Consider the following 22920-nt stretch of genomic DNA (forward strand, 5'->3'; position numbering starts at 1 on the left):
GGTCGCGGGTCCCGTGCGCGACCGCGACCAGTACTGGGACATCCGATCGCGTCATGTCTCGAAGCTACTGGCCAGTGGTCCTTGCCCAGCTGCCGGCCAGTGTCATGGCACCCCCGCCGGCTGCCGGTTGTCGAGATCGGCCTGTCCGCTCGGCGGCCTGATATCCGCGGGGTCCAGCACTCGGCGAATGATCCCCTGTCGAGCCAGGCTGAGCCACAATTGGGTGACGGAGGCGTCGTCCACCATCCAGGCTCGCTCTCGGGCCGCGCGAAGAGTCACCGGCATGGTGAACACCTCCAGGAACATCTTCAGCCGTTCCGGCAGCAGGAGAATGGCTCCGTCGGCTCGGCGGAAGGCGAGGCGCGACATGTCGATCTGTGTGGTCGGATCACCGTAGAGGGCCTGGTAGGAGTGCTGAACCGCCTCTGGCGGAGCCGGAATGAGTTCACCGTTGAGGACGAAGAATCGATCCAGGTCTTCCACTCCGACCGAACGAGCATCATGCAGGACACTGCGGACACCGGTTCCGAACCTGTCGTGGAAGAAGAACGAATGGGGGGTGTCGGTGCCTCCGAGCCATGGGCGCTCGTAATGCCCGCCGGGCGCTATCCGCCGTTTCTCCTTCGCCGCTTCCGGACGTGCCTCCTGGGAGATGGGCTCGTCGAACAACAACATGCGAGCGATGTCGGAGCCGGGGATCGCCCTGATGTTCGACACTCCGAACCGCCCCGGCTGCTTGGCGACGATCGCGCCTGAGGTCAGCTGGAACTCGCCCAGCCCTCCGAAGGTCCACAGTTCACGATTGTCCACCAGGAAGTCGACGCTGTCCCTGGCCTCGATGAGAGACTCCGTGGGAAATCCCGTGAACCCCATCATCTGCACGCCGATCCCCGCTCCATGCATCGCGGAGATGGTTTGTCTGACCTGGATGGGACGGGTTCCCTTGTCGATCAGATCCAGAATCCGCTGGTTACCCGACTCGAACCCGACCGAGACAGCGACGCAGCCACTGCGCCGCAGGACCTCCGCACGTTCTGCCGACCAGTATTTCTCCAACCGGATCTCGGCACCCCACCGGATGTCGAGCTGCTCTTCCACGACGCGCTCGGCGAAGCGCAGGATGGTGGCGGGAGCAAGCACATCCACCGAGAAGTAGATGAACTTTGCGAATGCCGAGATAGCGGTGACGTCACGCATCATCGTGTCGACGTGATCCTGTCGCCACGGGCTCGTTGGCCCCTCGGTGTTGAGGCCGTAATCGCAGAACGTGCACTTGTTCCAGTAGCAGCCGCGGGTAGGCGAGTAGTAGACGAAGCGTTCCGGGCTGAGGTAGAGGTCCCACGGCAGGCCGTGGTAGTCGGGAACGGGGAGGTCGTGCAACGGCTCGTAGTGCAGCAGCGTGAGCGGGCGCGGGGCTCCGTATCTGGGATGCAGCCGGACGTTGGGGTGAGAGGTCGGAAGCGTTCCGGCACCGATGCACTCGAGGATGCTGGTGTATGCGGTTTCGCCTTCACCGATGACGATGGCGTCCAGGTCGTGAAAGATCTCGAAGACGGTTGCCTTCTCCTGCGCGTACTTCCAGACGTCGGAGACCTCGGTCCCGCCGGCAATCACGAACGCCGAGGGCAGGCTTTGCCGGATGAGCCGGCTAAGCCAGAGCGCAAAGGGCAACTGCCAGGCGTAGGTGATGTTGATGCCCACGATGTCATAGCTACCCGCACGCAGCCGCGGCAGCAGCACGTCGTCGTAGTAACACTGGAACGGACGGTTCAGCCGTGCAAGGGCCCGGACGTCGGTGAGCGCCGCACGTGAGCCGATCGCGAATGCCGTCGGCAGTCTTGCCTCGAACCCGTTGTGGAACTGACCGGCGAATCCCGTCGAACCCAGGCAGTTCATCCACGCCGTCACGTCGTTGACTGCCTGCTGGTAGTAGCCGTAATCGTAGAAGAGGCCGGGGTCACGCAGCACTGTGGCGGCCCTCCGCACGGCGGCAGGGTCTGGTTCAGCCACCCGCAGCAGGCTAGCTCGAACAGTGTCCTCGGACTGGTAGGGCCGGCCGTCGGAGATGTCCTGCGACCGCAGGCACTGGTGCATCCAGTCGATGCCGGCGGCACTGTAGGAGAAGTGGAATGCTTCGATGTTGGTGTCGATCAGGTCGGCTCCCGGATGCCCTCGGGCGCGAGCATAGGAGTCCAAGTAGGACAGTGAGTGGTACCCCGAGGTCGGGTCCGTGATCGGTGGGTAGAGCAGGGCGACACTGGGCCAGGACGTCACGTGCGGGCTCCTAGGTCTCGGGTGGCAGCGGGGCTCCGGCCAGTGTCAGCAAGGCGATGTAGGGCTCGGCGACCCGGCGGAAGGCAGCGAGGCCGGGCAGGCCTCGATCCCACACGGCGGGTTCGAGCTCGTCGACGGCACAACTCCACAGGGCGGCGAAGTGCCGGTCCACCGCCTCCGCCCGAAAGGTCCGGCGTACGGTGCCGTACTCATTGGTCGTGGTGGGCATCAGGGAGTTACATCTGGCAGCCGCGGCCGCTGCCTTGCGCGCCCAGGCCTGGTGGGCCGGTGTCGTCATAGCCGGCGGAACGCAGGCCGAGTTCAGCAGGTGGGCAGGCCAGGTCCCGAAGGCGCGGACAAGCAATCTGGCCGTCGCCTCCTCGACCGGTAGCCGCGACTCCCAGGGCGCCAGCCAACCCGCCGGCAAGCTCAGTGCTTCGCGGTCTATTCCCCGTTGGGAAGCAGCGCACACAGCGCGGGCCTCAGCGGTCGGATCATCGGAGGGAACACCGGCGATGGACGCCAGAACCTGTTGGCGGTGCTCGGCGACATAGTTGGGATGCAGCAACATCGTCACGATGGTGGTATCGAGATCGCTGACCCAGTGCCCGGCTGTCTGACGTCCGTGAAAGCGTTGGGCCCAGGCTCGGGTGAGGTGAGTGCCGGTATTGGTGACGGGTGTGTCGCCGTCGCCCGCCGGGCGGAGTTCCGGGTGGCCGGCAGCAGCCATAGCCAGCAGCAACCGGGCGTCCTCGGCCTTCTGGTCCTTCCCGTTAGCCCGGGCCCACGCACTGAATCGCTCGACAGTGTCGGCGGCCATCTCCTGCCTGGCCTGAACATCCAGCGCGCGGAGACTGCGGGATCGAAACGGTATTCGCTGGGCGATGGAGAGTAATGAAGCACTGTCCGCTTCGGTCAGAACGCCGGCGCGGACAGCCTCGCGCAGAACCACCCTGATCGACACCAGCGGTTCACTGAGCGCCCGGTATTCCTCTTCGGCTGAGCAATGGATGATCGCGACCTCGTCATCACCGGTTACGACCTCGTCGCGGTAGAGCCTGAATACCTCCCCGACACCGCGCATGCCGTACCTCCACAGCTCGGCAGCGCGCAGCGCGCCCATGCTGCTGCTACCGGCGACCGTGACGCCTCGCTCGAGGACCATCAGGATTTCCTTGTGCCGCACCGGTGCTGCTTGCAGGAAGAGACCGTCGATGATGAGCACCCGATCTCCCGGTTCGGGGTCCAGCCCGAGCAGGTCCCCGTGTCGCACCGGCGGCAGGATGGTGGCGGCAGGAAGAACCTGCCTTACCTCATCCTTGGGCAGGCTCGGCCCGATGAATACGAAATCCTGCGCCATGGCGGTCGATCCTTCGAGTCGGTACCCGCGGTGTAATGATCCGCTGCGCGCCCCCCTGACGAGCGCGCAGCGGACCGGTCCTCAGAGGATGACGATGAAGATGATGTTGTTCGTTCCGGCACCGACGGCATCCAGCTCGGCCTCGGTCAGTTCGTTGACGTCGACCAATGGCGTCGCCGGGATGTGCAGCACGTGCATGCCGGGTGTCTTGGTCCACGCCTCGACGATCTCGTCGCGGGTGAAGAGGGTGGCCGGCTGGGATCGGTCCAGGCGTACCGTCGACCCCGGCGCGACCGGCAGACCCTTCTCGATCGCGTAGCCGGTCGGGTCGGCAACCACCCGGCGTTCCTCCTCCTCATTGGTCCACACATCGGTCATGACCTGTGAGTAGGTGCGGACGAAGGCGGTGCCGAATTCATTGCCGTTCTCATTGCTCATCGCTTGCTCCTTTATCGATAGGGCAGGTTTACGTGCGGATGGAGCGATCGACGACTGCGGTTCATCTCCTTCCTTGCGGGTCGCCGGAACTGTTCTCGATCGCCTCGTGCTCGAAGAGGCGTAGGCCAGGGGCGTAGGCCTTGCAGACCGCTACTCCGATGTCGGGATGTGTCAGGTCGAGCGTGAACGGCTCCACTCCGGTGACGGCGGCGATCCGTTCGGCGCAGTGATGCACCACAGTCGCCAGATCGGCGTTCTGCATCCAGGCAGGTACCGAGCGCTCGGTCAGTGAGTCGGCGGTGCCGCGGACCGGCTCGATCAAGGGCCGGCCGGGCTGGTAGGCGTTTGCATCGATGTCGTCGCGGGCACCGGATACCACGCCCAACCGGGACTGTGCGGCCTCGGCCAGCGCACGACCAGCGGCGAGGTCAGCCTCGACGTGGCAGCCGAATCCCCCGCTGCGTATCGGCACGTCGCTGGACCAGATCTCAGCGGCATAGCACGGTATCCCGACACGGTTGGTGATATCGCAGAGGATGATCCGGCAACCGGCACCTCGCAGTGCCGTGTACACCGCCCTGGCATCCGGATCTCGAATGGTGGAGGGGTCCACGTAGCGGCGGTCACCCGGTGAACTCAGGCTGTGGTCCGTTATGCAGTCGCGCTCGATCAACTCCAGCAGGGCGTGGAGGACGGCCTCCTCGGTGTTGTTCCCGCTGGCCAGCCCATTGCTGGTCGTGTTGAACAGCCTGCGTCCCCAACCATCAGGCCTCGTGAAGTCAAGGGTGACGGTGTCGAACGGCACCAGGTGCGCCGAGCCGGTCAGGACGCCGTAGCCGGTGACCCAGTCCAGCACAGTGGCGGCGGTCAGCGGGGAGCGCGGGGCGAGGTTGAGAGTCCGGGGATCGTAGTGCAAGGCAAGATCGCGGCTTGCCGCGCGGAACTCACTGGTGCAGATGGGGTTCTCGGCGTGCCATACCTCGATGCTTTCCATGATGGCACTCACCCGAGCTTCGACCAGGCGCAGGCCCGTGCCGATGCTGACAGCATATGTAGAACCGACCGGTCGGTATGCTATGGCGACCGGCAGGCCGATCTCGTCCAAGCCGGTGATCTCAGCGACGCGGGTGATCCCGAATCGCTCGCACAGCGGGTATACCCGTTCCCAGGTGAACTCCGGGCTCACCGCCCTGTACGAGCCCGAACGGCGGGCAACCCGATCGGTTACTGAGGTCATTGATGGTCCTCGGCTGAAGAGAGAGATGACCAGTGACAAGGCTGGACATGCCGGGAGCGATCGCCGAAGCTGATGCGCAGATTCGGCTTGCCCCCGGTTGCTTGGACTAGACGCTACGAACACCAGGTTGGCTCGGCAATACCGGCGCTTCCATGGCATGAAACTCGGCCGTCAGAGCGTGAGAGCTGACCAGCTGTACGGGAAGGTTGGTGCGAAGCCGACATCGGCCCCAGCTCGCGCACCACCAGCGGGTCCGCGTTCAGGGCACGAGATCTGTTCGCTGCCACCAGCTGATGTGATGGTCGCAGTAATGACGCCATGAGGTGCTGCCGTACCTGACGCCGTTGCGGCAGGAATACCCGCCGAGGCTCCGCGCTCGGATGCCGAGCACCCAGACTGGTGAGACGACAAGGACGGGGTCCGGTACCCAGCGCCGTCCGAGGTTGTAGCGCGGGGGAAGGGGCGCCATGGTGGCTACCAAGCGGTGGCAACTGGGGTTGTCAGCCTGTCTGGTAATGGCTGCTACAGCGATGGCCGGTTGCGCCGATCGGTCGCCGGCCATTTCTCGTGTCAGTGCCAGCTCCAGCGTCCCCGGCCTGATTGCGGCCAAGGCATCGACGATCCTCAGTTCCTTCGACGCCGCCGACTCGGCCGCCACGGTCTCGGGAGATATCGAGGCGCTGCGAAGTCAGGAGACAAATCCGGCGCTGCAGTCCAGCATTGCCGCAGCACGGCGAAATGCGGCGGCGAAGCGGGTGCAACCCGGTTACCGGCACACCAACCCCACCTTTGCCACGCCGACCGGAGATGCCTCCTGCTTCATGGTCGCGGCCACCCTGCAATCAACGGGCACCGAATTGGGAGTCACGGATTTCAGTCAGTTCGTGGCTACTCCTGACGGGTCCTGGCGCCTCAGCCACAACGTCCACATCGGTCAGGAGGCAACGGCCGAGGTGCACGCCATCGGGTCGAAGCCGGCCATCCAGCTGCCTGGTCCGATACCCGCGGAGCGGTTGGACCAGGTGGCAGCCGAGATCTTCAACCGGAGTACCGGCAGCACAGCTCACGTGCGGACGCTGGTTGCCGAGAGTCCGGTACTGGACAAGCAGCTCGCCGTCGGGTGGCAGATCTACCAGCAGCAGATGAACAACTTCGGAATGAAGGTGACGCGAACCCGGAGCAGCGCGACCTGGTCGAGGTGCACAGCCCAGGCCGACGACGCTTACCTGAGGTTCCTCACGATGCAGATGACGGACACCGTCACGCCGGTATCCGGTGGGCAGGCGAAGGTGACGCTCAGCCCGCGCAGTCCGGACCTTGCAGCACTCGGGCGTTCGGTTCCGGTCAGCGGTACCCAGATCAGCATCGCCCGGGTGGAGGCATTCCTGGTGTCCCTGCCTGCCTCGAACGGCCCGGCCACCGTGCTCGGGCTGATGGACGCGCCGATAGCGCTCAGCAGCACCACCTCCTGAATATGGGCAGACCTATCTGAGAGCGCAGCTGCCGGCCGCACGTCACGCGAGGCGTAGAAGTCACTGCCCCGGCGGATGCGCAATGGGCACAACGGTGCGGATCGATGCAATCGTCGGCTCCTCGCCCCCAGGGACCGGACAATCATCGGCAGCACAACCGCACAGATGGGAAGACCGATGTTTCGTCCGCGGCTGAGATCGGACTACACATCGGTATGCCTGGATTCCCCGGACGGCATTTCCGTGTTGATCACGGGAGAAGCTCGTACCCTGCTCATCGAGGGCGCGGTCACCGCGGATCTGCTGGAATTACTGGACGGCACCCGGCACACCCACGAGCTCGTACAGCAGTTGAGCGAGCGGTATCCGCCGAGAGCGGTCGGCGGGGCGATACGCAGGCTGACCGAACTCGGAGTTCTCGCCAGTGGCGGCACTGCCCAGGACTCGAGGACAGCGGCTGCCTGGGATGCCCGCGGCACCGATCCAGATCTGGCAGAGGCCTGGCTGCGCAACGGCCGGGTCACCCTGATCGATGCGGGGGCGCCGACCGCGGCGGTCATCGCTCGAGCCCTGGCTGACGCCGGCCTGGCGGTGGACCGGATCGAGTCGCACGCGATCACTGCCAGCCGGCTCGCCGCGGCCGATCCGGGCAGTGAACTGGTGGTGCTGCCCCGGTCCTACGTCGATCCGATCCTGGCGGGGATCAACCAGGTCTGCCTCGACCTCCAACGGCCGTGGACGCTGGCCCGCCCCCATGGGCTCACCCTCCTGCTGGGCCCCCACCTGGTTCCCGGCCGCACCGGCTGCTGGCAGTGTTTACTCCAGCGGTGGCAGGAGAATGAGCAGCTGGAGAACTATGTTGCCGCGCAACGGCCACAACTGCCGCGGCTGGATTCAGCCAGGGCCGCGCACGCCTCGACGGCGTCGGTGCTGGCGGGCCTGCTTCTGGCTGAACTGCCGGTGCTGGCTGTGAACCGTAGCTCACCTCGGATCACCGGACGCATGATCGCGCTCGACACGCGTGATCTGACGGCGAGCGAGCATGTCCTCGTGCATCAACCCCAGTGCCCGGCCTGCGGAAGCCCTGAGCTGGTGCGGCAAGCCACCGGGCGCGTGGTGATCTCCTCGGCCGCGAGCACCAGCGACGACAGGGAACCGTCACGGACCCTGAGCCTGGCCGAGACCTGGGACCGGCTGCAGCATCACGTCAGCCGGTATTTCGGCGTGGTTTCCAGGCTTGCGCCGGTAGCGATGGCCGGTGCTGCCGGTACTCATACCTACAGTGCTGTGCACAACTTCGCACTTGCGCGAAGTGCCACGACCCTGCGCATGAATCTGCGTGGTCAGAGTGGTGGAAAGGGTCGCACGGACCTGCAGGCCCGGGTGGGCGCCGTCTGCGAGGCGGTAGAGCGTTATTGCGGCCTGTGGCGGGGTGAGCTACCCACCCGGCAGGCAAGCTATCTCGAACTGGGACCCGAGGAGGCGGTGAACCTCCGCCAGCTACTGCACTATTCCGATGACCAGTACGACCAGCGGGAGAAGTTGAATTCCTCGCTGGCTCATTTCCACCGAATTCCACGCCGCGCCCCGGACGACCTGGTGATGAGCTGGACCACCGGGTGGTCGCTGACCCACCAGGTGGCCCGGGCGATCCCGGCGGCATATTGCTGGTACGGCCATCCCGAACTCGAGAGCCTGGGCGTGACCGGCGCGGACTCCAATGGTTGCGCGGCGGGCAACACCCTTGCCGAAGCGGTGTTGCACGGTTTCTGCGAGCTGGTCGAGCGGGACAGCGTGGCGTTGTGGTGGCACCATCGATCCAGGGTTCCTGGCGTCGACCTGGACTCGTTCGCCGACCCCTGGATCACGCAGTTGCGTCGCCGCTACGAGCAGGACCACCATCGGGACCTGTGGGCGCTGGACCTCACCGCGGACCTGGGCATTCCCGCGTTCGCGGCTGTGTCGGCATGCCGGGCTCGGCCGACCGAGGACGTCCTGGTCGGCTTCGGCGCCGACCTCGATGCCGGGGTTGCGCTCAGCCGGGCGATGGCCGAGGTCGATCAGTTCCTGCCGGCGGTTTCCCGATACGAGGCGGGGTCGACCCGGTACGGATTGTCGGAGCCCGAGGCGCTCCGGTGGTTCATCTCGGTCCGGGTGGCCGAGCATCCCTGGTTGGTTCCGGACCCGGACGTGCCCGCCACCACCGCCGACCGGCACCCCGACCGGACGTCGCTGGAGGTAGCCGACGGTGTCGCGCACTGTGTCCGCATCGCTGCTGCCGCAGGGCACGAGGTCATCGTGGTCGACCAGTCACGTCCCGACATCGAGCTGTCGGTCGCCCGGGTGATCGTGCCGGGGCTTCGCCATTTCTGGCGCCGCCTCGGGCCGGGGAGGCTGTGGACGATTCCAGGCCTGCTCGGCAGGGAGCCACTCGCGGCGTCCGAGCATGAGGTGAATCCGATGAACGTCTTCTTCTGAAACCAGGTGCCACCCATGGTCGTACCACTACCCAGGATCGAGCCAGTGGAACCGTCGGCGGGCGAGGCCGTCGGCGTGCGGGAACTGTTCCGGCTGCGGCCTGATGCTCGACTTGTCAGCGGGGCCGATGGAACCCTTGCGCTTCGGCAGAGCCGGTTCGAGGTGGTGGTGGATCCCTCCAGCATCGCGCGGCGCGCCCTCCTGCTCCGCCTTGCCGAGACGTGGCTGGACGAAGAGGAACTCGATCGGCTGCTGGTCTCCAGCGCCGGCGAACAGGGCGTCCTGCAGGGCCAGGTCCTGCTCCGGCGGCTGGCCGCGCATTCATGGCTCTGCCGGCGGCTGCAGACGGGTGAGCGTCCGCTGCTCGACGTCGTTCCGCAGGGCCTCGGCGCCACCAGTCGGATGTCGGCCGAGGCAGCCCAGCCGGGGGTCAGTTACCGGTTCTCCCGGTTCACGGCGGCTCTGAGCGGGCCGAACGGTCTGAGCCTGCGCAACCCGCTTGCGAACGTGACGATCGAACTCGCCGAGCCCGCGCTCGGCTGGGCAGTTGCGCTGGCCGCTTCCACGGGCTGTGACCAGCAGGACATCGAGCGCACCGCGAACCTGGAGGGCAGCGCGGCAGCCGGCGTCCTCGATGAGCTGATCCGGGCGCGGGTCCTGGTCCGGCCGCTGGAACTGAAGGCTGAGCAGAGCGGGCCGCCACAGGTGTTCTGGGAGCCTGAGGAACTCGCCGTCCACCACAGGTCGCGGGCCGGCAGGCATGTGCTGCCGGTGGGCGGCACGTACCGCTTCCGGGATCGGCTTCCTCCCGAATCGCTCGGCAGCGGGAACCCGGAGGCCGCGGGGATCGCCCTCCCGGTGCCGGATCTGGCCGAGATCTCGGCTGCGGAGCCGAGCCTGAGCGCGGTGGTGGCGGCTCGGCGCACGCTTCGCGAACATGATGAGTCGCTGCCTATCACCGTCGAGGAACTGGCGCAGTTCCTCTACCGGGTGCAACGCACCTGGGACGTGCGCGAGGTCGAGGGCATGCAGGTCGGGCGGCGTCCGTACCCGAGCGCGGGCCAGGTCTGTGAACTGGAGATCTATCCGCTGGTGAGTAGCTGCGCCGGACTGGCGCCCGGGCTGTATCACTACGACTCACTCGGCCATGCGCTGGTACGGGTGGCGGACCCGAACGGGCACGCCGTCAGAGTCCTGAACTTTGCCAAGGCGGCTTCAGGCGCGTCGGGTACTCCGCAGGTACTGATGGTGGTGACCGCCCGGGTACCCCGTTTGCTGTGGAAGTACGAGGGACTTGGCTACTCGCTGATGCAGAAGGACGCCGGGGTATTGATCGAGTTGATGTATCTGGTGGCCACCGCGATGAAGCTGGCGCCGTGCGCACTGGGCTCCGGTGACTCGGAGGGTTTCGCGGCGTTGTCAGGCCTGGATCCGCTTGCCGAGCCGAGTATCGCCGACTTCATGCTCGGCTCGGTGTTGGAGGAGGTGTGAGATTCCGGCAGCAGGCGCTGCGCAAACTCGAAGGTCCCGAGCAACTCGATCAGGTGGTTCGGCTGGCCAGCGCTCCTTCCTGGCTACTCGCCGGCCTGTTGAGCGTCATCGTGCTGACCGCGGCGGTGTGGGCATCGGTGAGCACCGTGGCACGCACCGTACGGGCGACTGGGGTGCTGATCCACTCCAATGGTGTTTCCGACCTCGACGCGACCAAGAGCGGTGGGGTGGTCAAGGTCTGGGCGCAGCCCAACCAGCTGATCACCGCAGGCGCCCCGCTTTACACCCTGCAGCGCACCGAGGGCTCGCTCGAGACGATCAATTCACCCTGGGATGCCTACGTCGTCGGAATCCTCGTCTCGGAGGGCCAGCTGGTCCAGCCCGGCAGCAGGATCGCCTCCCTGGAGCGCGTCGATACCCCCGGTGACGCCTTGCGGGCCGTGGTATTCGTCTCCGCCGCGGCTGCGCCGATGTTGCGGGCCGGCTTTCCGGCCGACATCTCGGCCAAGTCGGTTCCCACCGCGGTGTTCGGCACGCTCAGCGGCACCGTGGCCTCGGTAGGAGCCTTTCCCGAGACCCAGGAATCGCTCCGGGCCTTTCTCGGTGGCGGAGTCGACTCGTCGGCGATCCTGTCCCATGGCAGCGTGATCCGGGTGACGGTCACCCTGGCGACGGTGGCCGGCTCGTCGACGACCCTGCGCTGGTCCAAGACCGCACCACCGTTCCAGTTGAACTCCGAGAGTTCGGTGACCGCCCTGTTCACGGTGGCCGAGGAGCATCCGATGAATTGGGTGCTCGGGCGATGAGGCCCCGGCGCGCGAGGCGAGTTCGCCCATGAACGTCATGGAGCTTCGGACCAGTCGACCTGACGGCCTTGCCCGGCGTAAGCGGGTGCGCACGCCCACGGTGATCCAGATGGAGGCCGTGGAATGTGGTGCTGCGGCGCTGGGAATAGTGCTGGCCCACCACGGCCGCCACATCCCCCTGGAGGAGCTGCGGCGAACCTGCGGTGTCAGCAGGGACGGGTCCACCGCCTCCAGCGTGCTGAAGGCAGCGCGCAGCTACGGCTTGTCCGCGCGCGGTTTCCAGATGGATGTCGCCAACCTGGGAGAGCTGGCACTGCCGGCCATCCTGTTCTGGAAGTTCTCCCACTTCGTAGTTCTGGAAGGCTACGGCCGCACCGTCCGCTTGAACGACCCGGCGATCGGCCCCAGGTCGGTCAGCTGGGAGGAGTTCGACGGCTCCTTCACCGGCATCGTGCTCACCCTGGAACCGGGACCGGACTTCCGTTCCGGGGGCAGGCCCTACCGGGTGCTGTCCGCTCTGGCCGGTCGGCGTCCCCAATTCAGTTCGGTGCTGCCGTTGGCCGTGCTGCTCGGCGTGCTCATCGCGGTCGCCGGGTTCACGATGCCGGCTCTCACCAGGATGTTCGTGGACCGGGTGCTGCTCAGCGGTGGGGAGGGGGAGCTGGCCGGGCTGATCGCCGCCACCGGGTTGGCCGCCGCGGTCACCCTCGCCGCCGCGGTGCTGCAACAGCGACTTCTGGTGCGGACCGAAGCGACGTTCGCCCTCGGCACCGCCGCGCGCTTCTTCCGGCATCTGTTGCGACTGCCGCTGGAATTCTTCGACCAGCGCCAGGCAGCCGATCTCACCAACCGGGTGCGTAGCAACGACGTCGTCGTCGACATCATGGTCCGGAGGCTGGCCTCGACGGTGGTGGACTTTGCGCTGGTCCTCACCTACGGCGTGTTGTTGTGTATGTACGACGTCACCCTCGGCCTGCTCGCCATGTTCTTCTCGGGCCTGAACGTCGTCGTATTGCGTTACGTGTCCACGATCAGGTCCAGCGCCGTGGCCGGCTTGCAGGCCGATCGGGGCAAGCTGTTCACCGCCGTCTTCACCACGATCCAGATGATCGAGACGCTCAAGGCCAGCGGCGAGGAGCAGGCGGGTTATCAGCGCTTCGCCGGCCGGGCCGCGGCAGTGACGTCGGCCCAGCAAAGGCTGGGTGTTCCGGCTGCCATGATGGCAGCAGTCCCCGCCTTTCTGGCAGCGGTCAACGCAGCACTGGTGCTGTGGCTGGGTAGTTTCCGGGCTGTCGAGGGTGCCCTGAGCATCGGCGTCCTGGTAGCGATGCAGGGCCTGATCACCTCGATGAATCGGCCGATCACCAACCTCACGCTGCTCGGCACTCGCCTCCAGGAGATGAGCGCGGATCTGAGCCGCCTGCGAGATGTCGAGCGCTATCCCCGGCGAACCCACGCCGAACCGACCACTCGGGTGCCGGAGATCGATGGCCATCTGCGGATCGACCGAGTGACTTTCGGCTACAACCCGCTGGCCGCTCCGCTGCTGGAGGACTTCTTCCTGGATCTGCCCGCGGGTAGCCGGGTGGCACTGGTCGGCGGATCGGGGAGCGGTAAGTCAACCGTCGGGCGTTTGGTGGCCGGGCTGTATGAGCCCTGGTCCGGCTCGGTCACCCTGGACGGCAGGCGGCGGCAGGAGATAGGCCGCGAACTATGGGCAGCAACCTTCGCCATGGTCGACCAGGACCAGCTGTTCTTCGAGGCCAGTGTCAGGGACAACGTCACATTGTGGGACCACTCGGTGCCCGACGAGGACATCGTCTGCGCTCTCACCGACGCCGCGATCTATTCCGAGATCTCCCGGCGGCCCGGCGGACTGGCCAGCATGGTGTCCGAAGGTGGCCGGAACTTCTCCGGAGGCCAGCGGCAACGGCTGGAGATCGCACGCGCGCTGGTGCGCAACCCGTCGGTGCTGGTGCTCGACGAGGCCACCAGCGCGCTCGACGCCGAGACTGAGCGGCTGATCGACCGCAACCTGCGCCGGCGGGGGGCGACGTGCCTGATCGTGGCGCATCGGCTCTCGACGATTCGCGACTGCGACCTGATCGTCGTGCTCAAGGCGGGGCGGGAGATAGAGCGCGGCACCCATGACGAACTCATAGCCGCGGACGGGCACTACGCCCAACTCGTTCGCCAGCAGTGAAGGATCAGTGGTTCGGATGCCGACGACGGTCGAGGACAGCGGCTGGGCGACCCTGCACGAACTCGCCCAGGAGCCGGTAACCGGGCCCGTCTGGCTCGACGGTGACGCCGGTGCGTATCTCGTGTCCGGCGGACCGGCGGACCTGTTCGCGGTTCGGCGTACTCGACCGGGTGTGCGTGCGCGCCGGCACTTCGTGGCTCGGGTGCCGGAGTTCAGCGTCGTTCCCGCTACCCGGAGCATCGGGTCGTGGCGACTGGAACTGGTCGGGTTGCCGGAAACCGAGGTGCGAGCCTGCGCGCGATCACCGGTAGCGGAGTCCGAAGCCGCCGTCGCCGCCGCGCTGACCCAGCCGGACCCGCCACGTGAGCTGACGGCGCTGCAGCAGGCGGTGGTGACCGGGCTGGATCACGCGCTACTGGCGATCGCGGACTCCGTTCGGGACGGCCAAGCCCCGCGGAACTCGATCGCGCTGCAGCCGCGGCAGATATTGTCCGTGAGTGCTGGCAGCGCGATAACCGGAAACGCCCGGGTGTGGTGGGTCCGGGCGATCGGCGGGGTGCTCACCCGCAACGAGGGCGCCGCGGCAGAGACCGTGGCCGACGGAGAACTCACCCTGTTCGCCGGCCGCGACTGGCTGGTGGCAGGTTCGGACTGCACCGTCGAGGCGGTCTCCACCGCCGACCTGCTGAGCAGCGGTCAACTGGGCGTGTCGCTCGAGCACTTCGGTGCCGCCCTGCTCACCACGGTGGCGGCGCGGGCGGGACGGGAAAGGTCCCGCAACGAGGCAGCCCTGGCCGCCCGTAAGCGGGCGGACGCCGCTGCCGTTGCCGGAGCTGCCCGTTCAGCGGTGGGCGTGCTCGGCGCCCGGCTCCACCGGATCGAGCCCGATCACGATGCCAGGCAGCGGCTCGACCTCTACCGTTACGCACGCGCGGTGCTGACGATCGTCACCGAGCGAGGTCCCGTCCGGGTGAGATTGACCGAGCCGCCGGACCGGCGCAATCGGGCGACGACGCACCCGGACGCGATTCGAGCGATCTGCCTCAGCTCCGGCTTGCACATCCGCGAGGTGAAGTTGCCTCCGCGATGGTGGCGAGAAGACCTCGGCCCGCTGATCGGATGGCGCCGACACGGCGCCGACACCCCCGTTCGCGCGGTCGCACTGGTGTTCAAGCACGGCAGCTATGTCGAGGTGGATCCCGAGACCCGCAGCTCACGGCGGATAGAACAAGGGCCTGCCGCCGAGTTCGAAGGCACAGCCACCCAGGTGCAGGTGCCACTTCCGATCGGATCGACGTTGCGCCAGGCCCTGACCCATGGCCTGGCCGGCAGCCGGGCCGACATACGGGGCACCGTGGTAGCCGGGCTGATCACAGCAACGCTGGGTCTGGCAACGCCGGTGATCAGCGGAATCCTGCTCGGGGACCTCGCTCAGAACGGTTCGGTGCGTGGCCTTCGCACATTCCTTCCCTTGCTGTTGTGCTCCGCCTTCATCTCCGCTGGTGCCCTCATCGTGCAGAACCTGCACGTCCTGCGGCTGGAAGGACGCGCTGAGGCCGGCACCCAACTCGCGCTGTGGGACCGCATCATGCGACTGCCCGTGCGATTCTTCCGTTCGATGACCAGCGGTGAACTGGCCAATGCCGTCCTCGGCATCTCCTTCGTCCGGGAATCGATCAGCGGGATCTTCGTGCCGTGCGTGGGAGCATCCTTCGCGATCCTCGGCGACCTCACGCTGATCTTCGTCGTTGCCCCGATCCTCGGATTCTTCGCCCTGGGACTGATCGCGGCCTGTGCCGCGCTGGTAGCGGTACTCGGGCGGCTCGTCATCAGGCGGGCGCGGTCGGCGTTGCCGCAGGAGCACCATGCGACTGCCCTGACCAACCAACTTCTCGGCGGCATCACCAAGATCAAGCTGGCCGCGGCCGAGGACCGGGCATTCGCCCAGTGGTCTGAAGCGCATACCGGCGCGCGCGGCATCCTGCTGCCGGTGCGGCGGGTACAGGCGATCGTGCTGGCTTGGACCGCGGTGCTGCCGATCCTGGGCCAATTGCTGTTCTTCCTCACGCTGGCCGGCCCCCTCGAGCACAGGGTGAGCATCAGCAACTTCTTCGTGGTCAACGTGGCGTTCTCGCTGCTGCTCGGCGCGATGCTGGTTCTGGTTGCGGCGAGCATCGAGATCGTCGCGGTGGTCCCGCGACTGGAGATCCTGCAACCCATAATCTCGGCGGAGTCCGAGCAGCGCAGTGATCTCATCTCCCCCGGGGATCTCAGCGGTGACATCACGCTGGCAAGCGTCTCCTTCGGCTACCTGCCGGACGATCCGCCGGTCATCGAGGACGTGTCACTGCACATCCGTCCCGGCGCATTCGTCGCCATCGTCGGGCCCAGCGGATGCGGCAAGTCGACCCTTCTCCGCCTGCTCCTCGGATTCGACGCGCCACGCTCGGGCTCGGTTCACTACGACGATCAGGACCTGGAGGAGTTGGACGTCCAAGCCGTGCGGCGGCAGTGCGGCGTGGTGCTGCAGGACGGCCAACTGTTCGCGGGCAGCCTTCGCGAGAACATTTCCGGTGCCGGCAATTTCACGCTGGAAGAGGCATGGGAGGCAGCCGCCTTGGCGGGAATCTCGGAGGACATAGAAGCCTTCCCGATGGGAATGGCAACCATGGTGCCGGTCGGTGGCGGGACCCTGTCGGTGGGACAGCGGCAACGCGTCCTGATCGCCAGAGCCCTGATACACCGGCCGCGCATCCTGTTCTTCGACGAGGCCACCAGCTCGTTGGACAATCGGACCCAGGAGATCGTGACAGCAAGCACGAAGAAGCTGGCCGCGACGAGAATCGTCATAGCCCATCGGCTGTCTACCATCATCGACGCCGATCAGATCGTGGTGATGGATCATGGCCGCATCGTTCAGACGGGCGATTACCAGAGCCTCATGAGTGATCGGGACGGGTTGTTCGCCAAGCTGGCGGTGCGTCAACTGATCGAGCTGCCGGGCAGCTGGTCGGCCGATGGGGAGTTCCGGCCGGATCAGCCGGCCTGACTCCGAAGGGCGAACTCGACCTGACGGCGCGCTCGACCTGGCGGCGCACGCGACCTCAGGGTGGGTCAGCCGACATCGATGGCGGCGGCCGACTGGTCCATCGGAAAGCTGACACCTGAGTGCTGCGCTATCAGATCGGGCACCCGCGCCTGCCCGCTGCGTTCCACCGTCGACTGAAATGCCTCGGCGAGCAGGATGGTGATGCCTTGGGTGAGTGCGGTGGTCTCCCGGTCGAGATCCTCCCAGGAGGTGAAGCTGGCTCCTTCGATCGACGGCAAGGTGGTGACCAGGCGCAGCCCGACCTCATGTACCAGCTCATCGGCCTGCGTCTGGACGTGGTCCAGGATCTCCACCAGGGCCTGCAGTGCCACGCTGGGGGCTACGCCGGCCCGGCGCAGGGTGAAAGCTGCGCGGAGCAGGCGCGGGCGCGTGGTACGTACGGTGCCGTCATTTCCTCGGGACAGCACGCCGTGCCGAAGCAGGCCGTTCGTCAGGGCAGGATGGTCCACCCAGAACCGATCGAGGTTCGCGCTGCAGGTCTCGCCCTGCTCCGAGCCGTCGCGCACGCCGAGAATCGACGCTATCGAGACGAGATTGAACCCCTGGCGCTGGAGATTCTTGATCGCCTCGATGCGCCTGATGTGTTGTCCGTCGTAATAGGCCACCCGGCCGATGCGAGTGGGTTGGGCAAGCAGCCCACGCGCCTGGTGTGCGCGGATGTTGCGGGCGGACATGCCTACCCGGTGTGCGAACTCTTCCACCGTGAGCCGAATTCCCGGATCGGACAGCTCGGGACTGACTCCGGATGGCAGAGGAGCAGTCATCAAACCTACCTAAACAAATGCGCCTGCTGATCGAGCCGACTACGCAGCGGATTCATCGCGTCGCTGTCTGCAGCGGCAGACTCTACCGCCGAATCAGTTAAATGCATATACGACTCCTGCTGTCTGTTTCGTGGGTTCTGACGGTAAGCGGTGACCTTTGCACGGATCGAAGCTCGCGCCGGCGAGTGGAGCGGCGGCGGCCGGTGTAATCGGGACCGGTTCCTAGCCAGTGCATCCCTGCACAGCGACGATGGCCAGCAGCAGCTCGCGGCGGCAGCCACTCGGCTCCGGCGCATCTTCGGAGGAGACCACCATGGAACCCAGCAGCAGGTCCAAATTCGTCACGGCTTACAGCCGCCTGGTCGCAGATGTGTGGGCCGAGCCGGACAAGGAACGACAATTGGAAGCAGATCCGCGCGGGTTTATCGCCGGGTACGGGTTGGAGGTCCCGGACGGGGTGAAAGTGACGTTGCTCCGCGATGTCGGCGATGCCGAACCGGACCTTGACCAGCAGGTCCAGACCTGGCTCCAAGCACCGGAAACCGGGGAACTCATCCTGGTCGTCCCGGCCCTGGACCCGGTGGCGGAGTCCGAGCTCGACGAGCACGAGCTCGACGCCGTGGTGGCCGGACTGGATCTGAGCTGCGCCTGCTGCTGTCCATGCTGCTGTACGACCTGAGGCCACCAGTCCCGGCCCGGCACAGCAACAGCTGAGACAGCACAGCGAGGACAGCAACAGCGAGGACAGCAACAGCGAGGACAGAAATGGCCAGGACAAAGCAAGAGGCCCGTCGCCTGGGCGAACGGACCTGCTTGCGACCCCGACGGGACTCGAACCCGCGACCTCCGCCGTGACAGGGCGGCGCGCTAACCAACTGCGCTACGGGGCCTAGAAGGAACCTCTAGACCTGCGTGCTCACCGGCAACTTTCCGGACGAGCCTGCGAAACCATACTACGTGCAGCACCGATCGTGCCTGCCGCGTACCCCCAACGGGATTCGAACCCGTGCTACCGCCGTGAAAGGGCGGCGTCCTAGGCCACTAGACGATAGGGGCTTGCTCGAACAGCCGTCCCAGTTTAGCGAGGCCGCCAAGCTCGCCCGGCACAGGGCCGCGGAGCCGGTCGTGCCGGTGCCGCGTGCGCACCGGCTCAGTGCGGCGCCAGCCCGGTCAGCACCAGCTGCACCACCGTCTCGGGCAGGTTGACCCGGTCAGCCCGGCCGGGCCGGTACCACTCGGTGAGCGAGTTGATCATGCCGAAGATCAGCCGGGTGGCGACGGCGGCGTCGAGCCGGGAGTCCACGTCGCCGTCGCGCTGGGCCTGCAATACCAGATTGGCCACCAGCTGGTCGAACTCCCGCCGCCGGCCCAGCGCGGCCAGCTCGGTGGGGCTGTTGCCCCGCACCCGCAGCAGCAAGGTGACGTAGGGCAGCTCGTCGAGCAGCACCGCGACGGTGCCCCGCAGGACATGGGTCAACCGGTCCACGGCCGGCCCGGTGGTCGCCCCGGGCTGGGTCAGCACCGCGAACAGCCCGTCCAGCGCCCGGTCCAGGGCCAGCGCGAGCAGTTGCTGCTTGCCCTGCACGTGGTGATAGATCGAGGACTTGCTCAGCCCCGCGGCGGCAGCCAGGTCCTCCATCGAGGTGCCCTCGTAGCCACGGCTGGTGAACACCGTCACCGCCACGTCCAGCAGCGTCTCGGTGGTGTAGGCGGGGCGGTTGCCGCGCATCCGCTGGTGCTTGACCTGCTGGCCGCCCGGTTCCGGCATCGCACCCGCCGCCCTCAGTGCGACTTGGCGTCGGCCGGCAGCAACTCATAACGCGGATTGGCCAGCGCAAGGTGACCCTTGTATTCCCCCACAGTGCCGGTCACCCGGACCATCGAGCCCGGCTCGATCCCGGGAATCCGGGTGCGGCCGAAGAACAGCAGCCGCATGCCCCCGGTGGAGTCGAAGACCTGGGCCTCCAGCGACTTGCCGGCCGTGGTGCCCACCTGCACGATCTTGATCCGCCCCTCGATGGTGACCCGCTGCTTCCACTTCACCGCCGCGATCGGCAGCACGCCGTTCTCGTCCGGCTCGGCCGCCAGCTCTGAGCCGGGGTCCGCGTCCTTGCCCGCGGTCACTGCCCGCAGGGGGTGGTCCTCGGCCAGTACCGGTTCGGCGCTCAGGGCGGGCCGTTCCTTGGCCTTGGCGCGCTGGCGTTCGAGCTCCTGTTCCTGCGCCTCGTTCAGGGTGGTGTCGAAGGGCACGATGGTCGCCGAGACGTGTGGCAACTTGGCCATGGCGCCGGCGATCCGGTCGGCCGTGCGGTCGTGCAGGATCCGCTGCGAGACCCGCCGGAACGTCCGGCGCGGCAGCAGCACGGTGACCTCGGCCCGATCGCCCACCACCACGCTCATCGCGGTCTCGGCGACCGCCCGGATCAGCCGGCGGTCGGCGCACTCGACCACTTCGAGCGGAACCCGGTCACCGAGCCCGCGCTCGATCCAGGACCGCTCCAGGTCCGCGGCCCGGTCCCCGTCGAGGGAGATGTGCACCGCTCGCAGATCGGTCGGGCGCAGGCTGCCGGCATACCGCAGTCCCCGCACCACGGCCAGATCGAGCCGGTCCACCAGCACCAGCACGACGTGGCGGGGATAGTTCGGCAGCGACGCCCCCTTGCCCAGCGCGTTCGTCACCAGGTTCAACGCACGCGCCTCGTCACGGTACTGCTGGTTCAACCGCATCAGGACCAGCCACATGATCGGCGCCAGCACCAGTACCAGCCAGGCGCCCTCGGTGAACTTCACCACCGCCGTGATCAGCACGATGGTCAGGGACAGCCCACCGCCGGAGGCGTTGATCCACCACTTGTGCTGCCAGCCCGGTTCCTTGTGGATGGTGTGGTATTTCGCCATTCCGAAGCCGGCCAGCGTGAAGCCGGTGAACACCCCGAGCGAGTAGAACGGCACCAGCTTGTCGACGTTGGCCTTGCCCGCCACCAGCAGCGCGATCGACAGCAGGGTCAGGATGAAGATGCCGTTGCTGAAGGCCAGCCGGTGGCCGCGCCGGGTCAGTTGCCGCGGCAGGAACGAGTCCTCGGCGACGAAGTTGGCCAGGAACGGAAAGCCGGTGAACGGAGTGTTGGCACCGGTGATGAGGATCAGGGCGGTCGCGATCTGCACGACGACGAATCCGGTGTCGCCGAGCCCTCCGTTGCCGAAGGCGGCCCGGGCGACCTGGGAGATGACGGTCGGGCTGCCGCCTTCGAACGGGGCGGCGTGGGTCTCCATCGACAGCCAGCCGACGCCGCACACCAGGAATGCCAGCATCGCCGACATGATCCCCAGGGTTCGGCGGGCATTCGGCCCGGCCGGGGACTTGAAGGCGCTGACCCCGTCCGAGATCGCCTCCAGGCCGGTCAGCGACGCACCACCGTTGGCGAAGGCCTTGAGCAGGTAGAAGATCGCCAGCGAGGAGAAGATGGCGTGCCCCTGGTCGTGGATCGGGAGCTGGTTCTCGCCACCGATCACCCGGTCGGTGCCGTACTTCGGCAGCTCACCGAGCAGCTCGCGGACCACGCCGATGACGATGACGATCGTCACCGAAGTGAAGAAGAAGTAGGTCGGGAACGCGAAGGCCTTGCCTGCCTCCCGGATACCGCGCAGGTTGCCGTAGGCCAGCAGCAGGATGACCACGATGCACAGCTCGACCTTGTACTGGCTCAGCTCGTGCACGGTGGAGGTGATCGCGGCCACCGCGGCGGCGACCTGCACCGCCACCGTCACGATGTAGTCGATCAGCAGGGCGACCGCGGCGATCTGGGCAGTCTTGTACCCGAAGTTCTCCCGGCAGACGACGTAGCTGCCGCCGGCCCGGGTGTAGACCATGACGACCTCGCGGTAGGAGAGCGTCATCAGGGTCAGGATGATCAGGATGACCGCCGTCATCGGCGCCAGGATGTGGAAGCCGGCCAGCCCGAACACCCCGAGCAGGACGATCAGCATCTCTTCGGTGCCGTAGGCGGAGGATGAGATGCAGTCCGAGGACAACACCCCGAGCGCCGTCTTCTTCGACAGCTTCTCCTCGTGCAACTGCGAGGACACCAGCGGCGGCCCGAGCAGCACCCGCTTGACCCGGTAACCCAGCCGCTCCGGAACCGAGACGCTGGCGGCAAGGGCCGGCGCCGCAGCCTGATCGGTCCGAGTGGACGGGACATGGGTCATGGCCAGAAGGCTACGACGTCCTGTATGTGGGCGTGCCTCCAGGCGCGCGGAGTGCGCTTAGCCCGTCCAGGCGCGCGGAGTGCGCCCAGCCCGTCCAGAAGCGGGACGATCAACCGACCACCGGCCGCAGCCACCCCACCGGGTGCCCGCCACCGAGCACCGGCCGGGTGCCGAGCTCGTCCAGGGCGGCTCCGCCGACACCGAGCTGGCGCAGGCCGATGACTACGGCCAGCTCCGCCGCCCGGGCGGCGCCGTCGTCGATCTTGAGCGCCACCGCTGCGCCGTCGGGCAGCGCCGCGACGAAGACTCCCTCCGCGCCGTCCTTGGCGATCAGGCCGGGGACGGCCTGCATCAGCCGGGTCACGCTCCGCCCGGTGCCGCCCAGCAGTTCGGGGTGGCCGCGCATCGCCTCCGAGAGCCGGCGCAGTTCGGCCGTACCGGTGGCGATCCGGCTGAACGCGCCGGCGAGGGCGGTCAGGCTGGTGGCGAACAGTGGCGCGCCGCAGCCGTCCACACCGGTCGCGGCGATCGGCTCACCGGTCAGTTCGGCGACGGTGCCGGCCAGCAGTTGCTGTAAGGGATGGGCCGGGGCCAGGTAGCCCGATACCGGCCAGCCGTTGTGCAGGCAGGCCAGCAGCATCCCGGCGTGCTTGCCGGAACAGTTCATCGCCAGCCTGGACTCGGCGTGCCCTGCCGTCAGGTAGGCGCGGCGCTCGGCCTCGCCCAGCGGCAGGTCCGGCGGGCACTCCAGGTCGTCCTCGGTCAGCCCGGCAGCCTGCAACTCGTTCGCGATCAGCTGCAGGTGCTGAGGCGATCCGGAGTGCGAGGACGCCGCCAGCGCCAGCTCGAGAGGCCCGAAGTCGACTCCGGCGCGCAGCATTCCGACTGCCTGCAGCGGCTTGAGCGAGGATCGGCCGTAGACCGGCTGGGCCGGATCGCCGGCGGCGAACCGGACCCGGCCATCGGGGGCCAGCACGACGAGGTGGCCGGTGTGCACCGACTCCACCACGCCACTGCGCTCGAGCTCTATCAGGGGCACGCCGGTGCGGAGTCTGATCACGCCCCGATTGTGGCCGACTCCG

General features: G+C 67.1%; 15 protein-coding genes and 2 tRNA genes. 7 read left to right on the forward strand and 10 right to left on the reverse strand.

The window, feature by feature from the left end; genetic code table 11:
* Nucleotides 1–102: 102 nt before the first annotated feature.
* From VF542_RS06940 to VF542_RS06955, 4 genes are all read right to left on the reverse strand, one after another.
* Nucleotides 103–2196, reverse strand: coding sequence for a B12-binding domain-containing radical SAM protein (locus tag VF542_RS06940; RefSeq protein ID WP_408650971.1), 2094 nt, complete (start codon nt 2194–2196; stop codon nt 103–105).
* Between the two features lie 88 nt (nt 2197–2284).
* Nucleotides 2285–3634 (reverse strand): TfuA-like protein, encoded by a 1350-nt coding sequence (locus tag VF542_RS06945; protein ID WP_408650972.1) that lies wholly within the window; start codon nt 3632–3634, stop codon nt 2285–2287.
* Nucleotides 3635–3715: 81 nt separating this feature from the next.
* The gene (locus VF542_RS06950) at nt 3716–4072 is read right to left on the reverse strand and encodes a hypothetical protein (protein ID WP_408650973.1); all 357 of its coding nucleotides are present in this window, start codon (nt 4070–4072) and stop codon (nt 3716–3718) included.
* A gap of 61 nt (nt 4073–4133) precedes the next feature.
* Nucleotides 4134–5309: a YcaO-like family protein gene (locus VF542_RS06955; RefSeq protein ID WP_408650974.1), complete on the reverse strand. Its 1176-nt coding sequence runs from the start codon at nt 5307–5309 to the stop codon at nt 4134–4136.
* Between the two features lie 515 nt (nt 5310–5824).
* Between VF542_RS06955 and VF542_RS06960 the strand changes: the two genes are divergently transcribed.
* The 6 genes from VF542_RS06960 to VF542_RS06985 all read left to right on the forward strand — a co-directional run bounded on the left by VF542_RS06960 (nt 5825) and on the right by VF542_RS06985 (nt 16808).
* Nucleotides 5825–6781 carry a hypothetical protein gene (locus VF542_RS06960; protein ID WP_408650975.1) on the forward strand — a complete coding sequence of 319 codons (957 nt, stop codon included), beginning with the start codon at nt 5825–5827 and terminating at the stop codon, nt 6779–6781.
* 246 nt (nt 6782–7027) lie between these two features.
* Nucleotides 7028–9259 (forward strand): TOMM precursor leader peptide-binding protein, encoded by a 2232-nt coding sequence (locus tag VF542_RS06965; protein ID WP_408650976.1) that lies wholly within the window; start codon nt 7028–7030, stop codon nt 9257–9259.
* A 45-nt stretch (nt 9260–9304) separates the two neighbouring features.
* Nucleotides 9305–10750 carry a SagB family peptide dehydrogenase gene (locus VF542_RS06970; protein ID WP_408650977.1) on the forward strand — a complete coding sequence of 482 codons (1446 nt, stop codon included), beginning with the start codon at nt 9305–9307 and terminating at the stop codon, nt 10748–10750.
* Nucleotides 10747–11556, forward strand: coding sequence for an HlyD family efflux transporter periplasmic adaptor subunit (locus tag VF542_RS06975; protein WP_408650978.1), 810 nt, complete (start codon nt 10747–10749; stop codon nt 11554–11556). The genes VF542_RS06970 and VF542_RS06975 overlap by 4 nt, the downstream gene beginning before the upstream one ends.
* Nucleotides 11557–11641: 85 nt before the next feature.
* Nucleotides 11642–13759: an NHLP family bacteriocin export ABC transporter peptidase/permease/ATPase subunit gene (locus VF542_RS06980; RefSeq protein WP_408650979.1), complete on the forward strand. Its 2118-nt coding sequence runs from the start codon at nt 11642–11644 to the stop codon at nt 13757–13759.
* A gap of 16 nt (nt 13760–13775) precedes the next feature.
* Nucleotides 13776–16808 carry an ATP-binding cassette domain-containing protein gene (locus tag VF542_RS06985; protein ID WP_408650980.1) on the forward strand — a complete coding sequence of 1011 codons (3033 nt, stop codon included), beginning with the start codon at nt 13776–13778 and terminating at the stop codon, nt 16806–16808.
* A gap of 65 nt (nt 16809–16873) precedes the next feature.
* On the opposite strand, the gene VF542_RS06990 is transcribed toward VF542_RS06985, so the two are convergent.
* Entirely contained in the window at nt 16874–17632 is a 759-nt protein-coding gene (locus tag VF542_RS06990) for a MerR family transcriptional regulator (RefSeq protein WP_408650981.1), read from the reverse strand.
* Nucleotides 17633–17945: 313 nt separating this feature from the next.
* Here VF542_RS06990 and VF542_RS06995 point away from each other — a divergent pair, with 313 nt between their 5' ends.
* Nucleotides 17946–18311 (forward strand): hypothetical protein, encoded by a 366-nt coding sequence (locus VF542_RS06995; RefSeq protein WP_408650982.1) that lies wholly within the window; start codon nt 17946–17948, stop codon nt 18309–18311.
* Nucleotides 18312–18448: 137 nt separating this feature from the next.
* Here the strand turns inward: VF542_RS06995 and VF542_RS07000 are convergent.
* From VF542_RS07000 to VF542_RS07020, 5 genes are all read right to left on the reverse strand, one after another.
* A tRNA-Asp gene (locus VF542_RS07000) sits at nt 18449–18522 on the reverse strand.
* A gap of 93 nt (nt 18523–18615) precedes the next feature.
* Nucleotides 18616–18688 (reverse strand) — tRNA-Glu (locus VF542_RS07005).
* Nucleotides 18689–18782: 94 nt separating this feature from the next.
* Complete coding sequence (locus VF542_RS07010) at nt 18783–19400, reverse strand: TetR/AcrR family transcriptional regulator (protein ID WP_408650983.1); 618 nt, start codon at nt 19398–19400, stop codon at nt 18783–18785.
* A gap of 14 nt (nt 19401–19414) precedes the next feature.
* Nucleotides 19415–21838, reverse strand: a complete 2424-nt coding sequence (locus tag VF542_RS07015) for an amino acid permease (protein WP_408650984.1) — start codon at nt 21836–21838, stop codon at nt 19415–19417.
* A 109-nt stretch (nt 21839–21947) separates the two neighbouring features.
* On the reverse strand, nt 21948–22898 hold the full coding sequence (locus VF542_RS07020; protein ID WP_408650985.1) for an asparaginase: 951 nt from the start codon (nt 22896–22898) through the stop codon (nt 21948–21950).
* Nucleotides 22899–22920: the final 22 nt, after the last annotated feature.

Origin of the sequence: Jatrophihabitans sp. (assembly GCF_036389215.1) — a bacterium.
Classification (GTDB): Bacteria; Actinomycetota; Actinomycetes; order Mycobacteriales; family Jatrophihabitantaceae; genus Jatrophihabitans_A.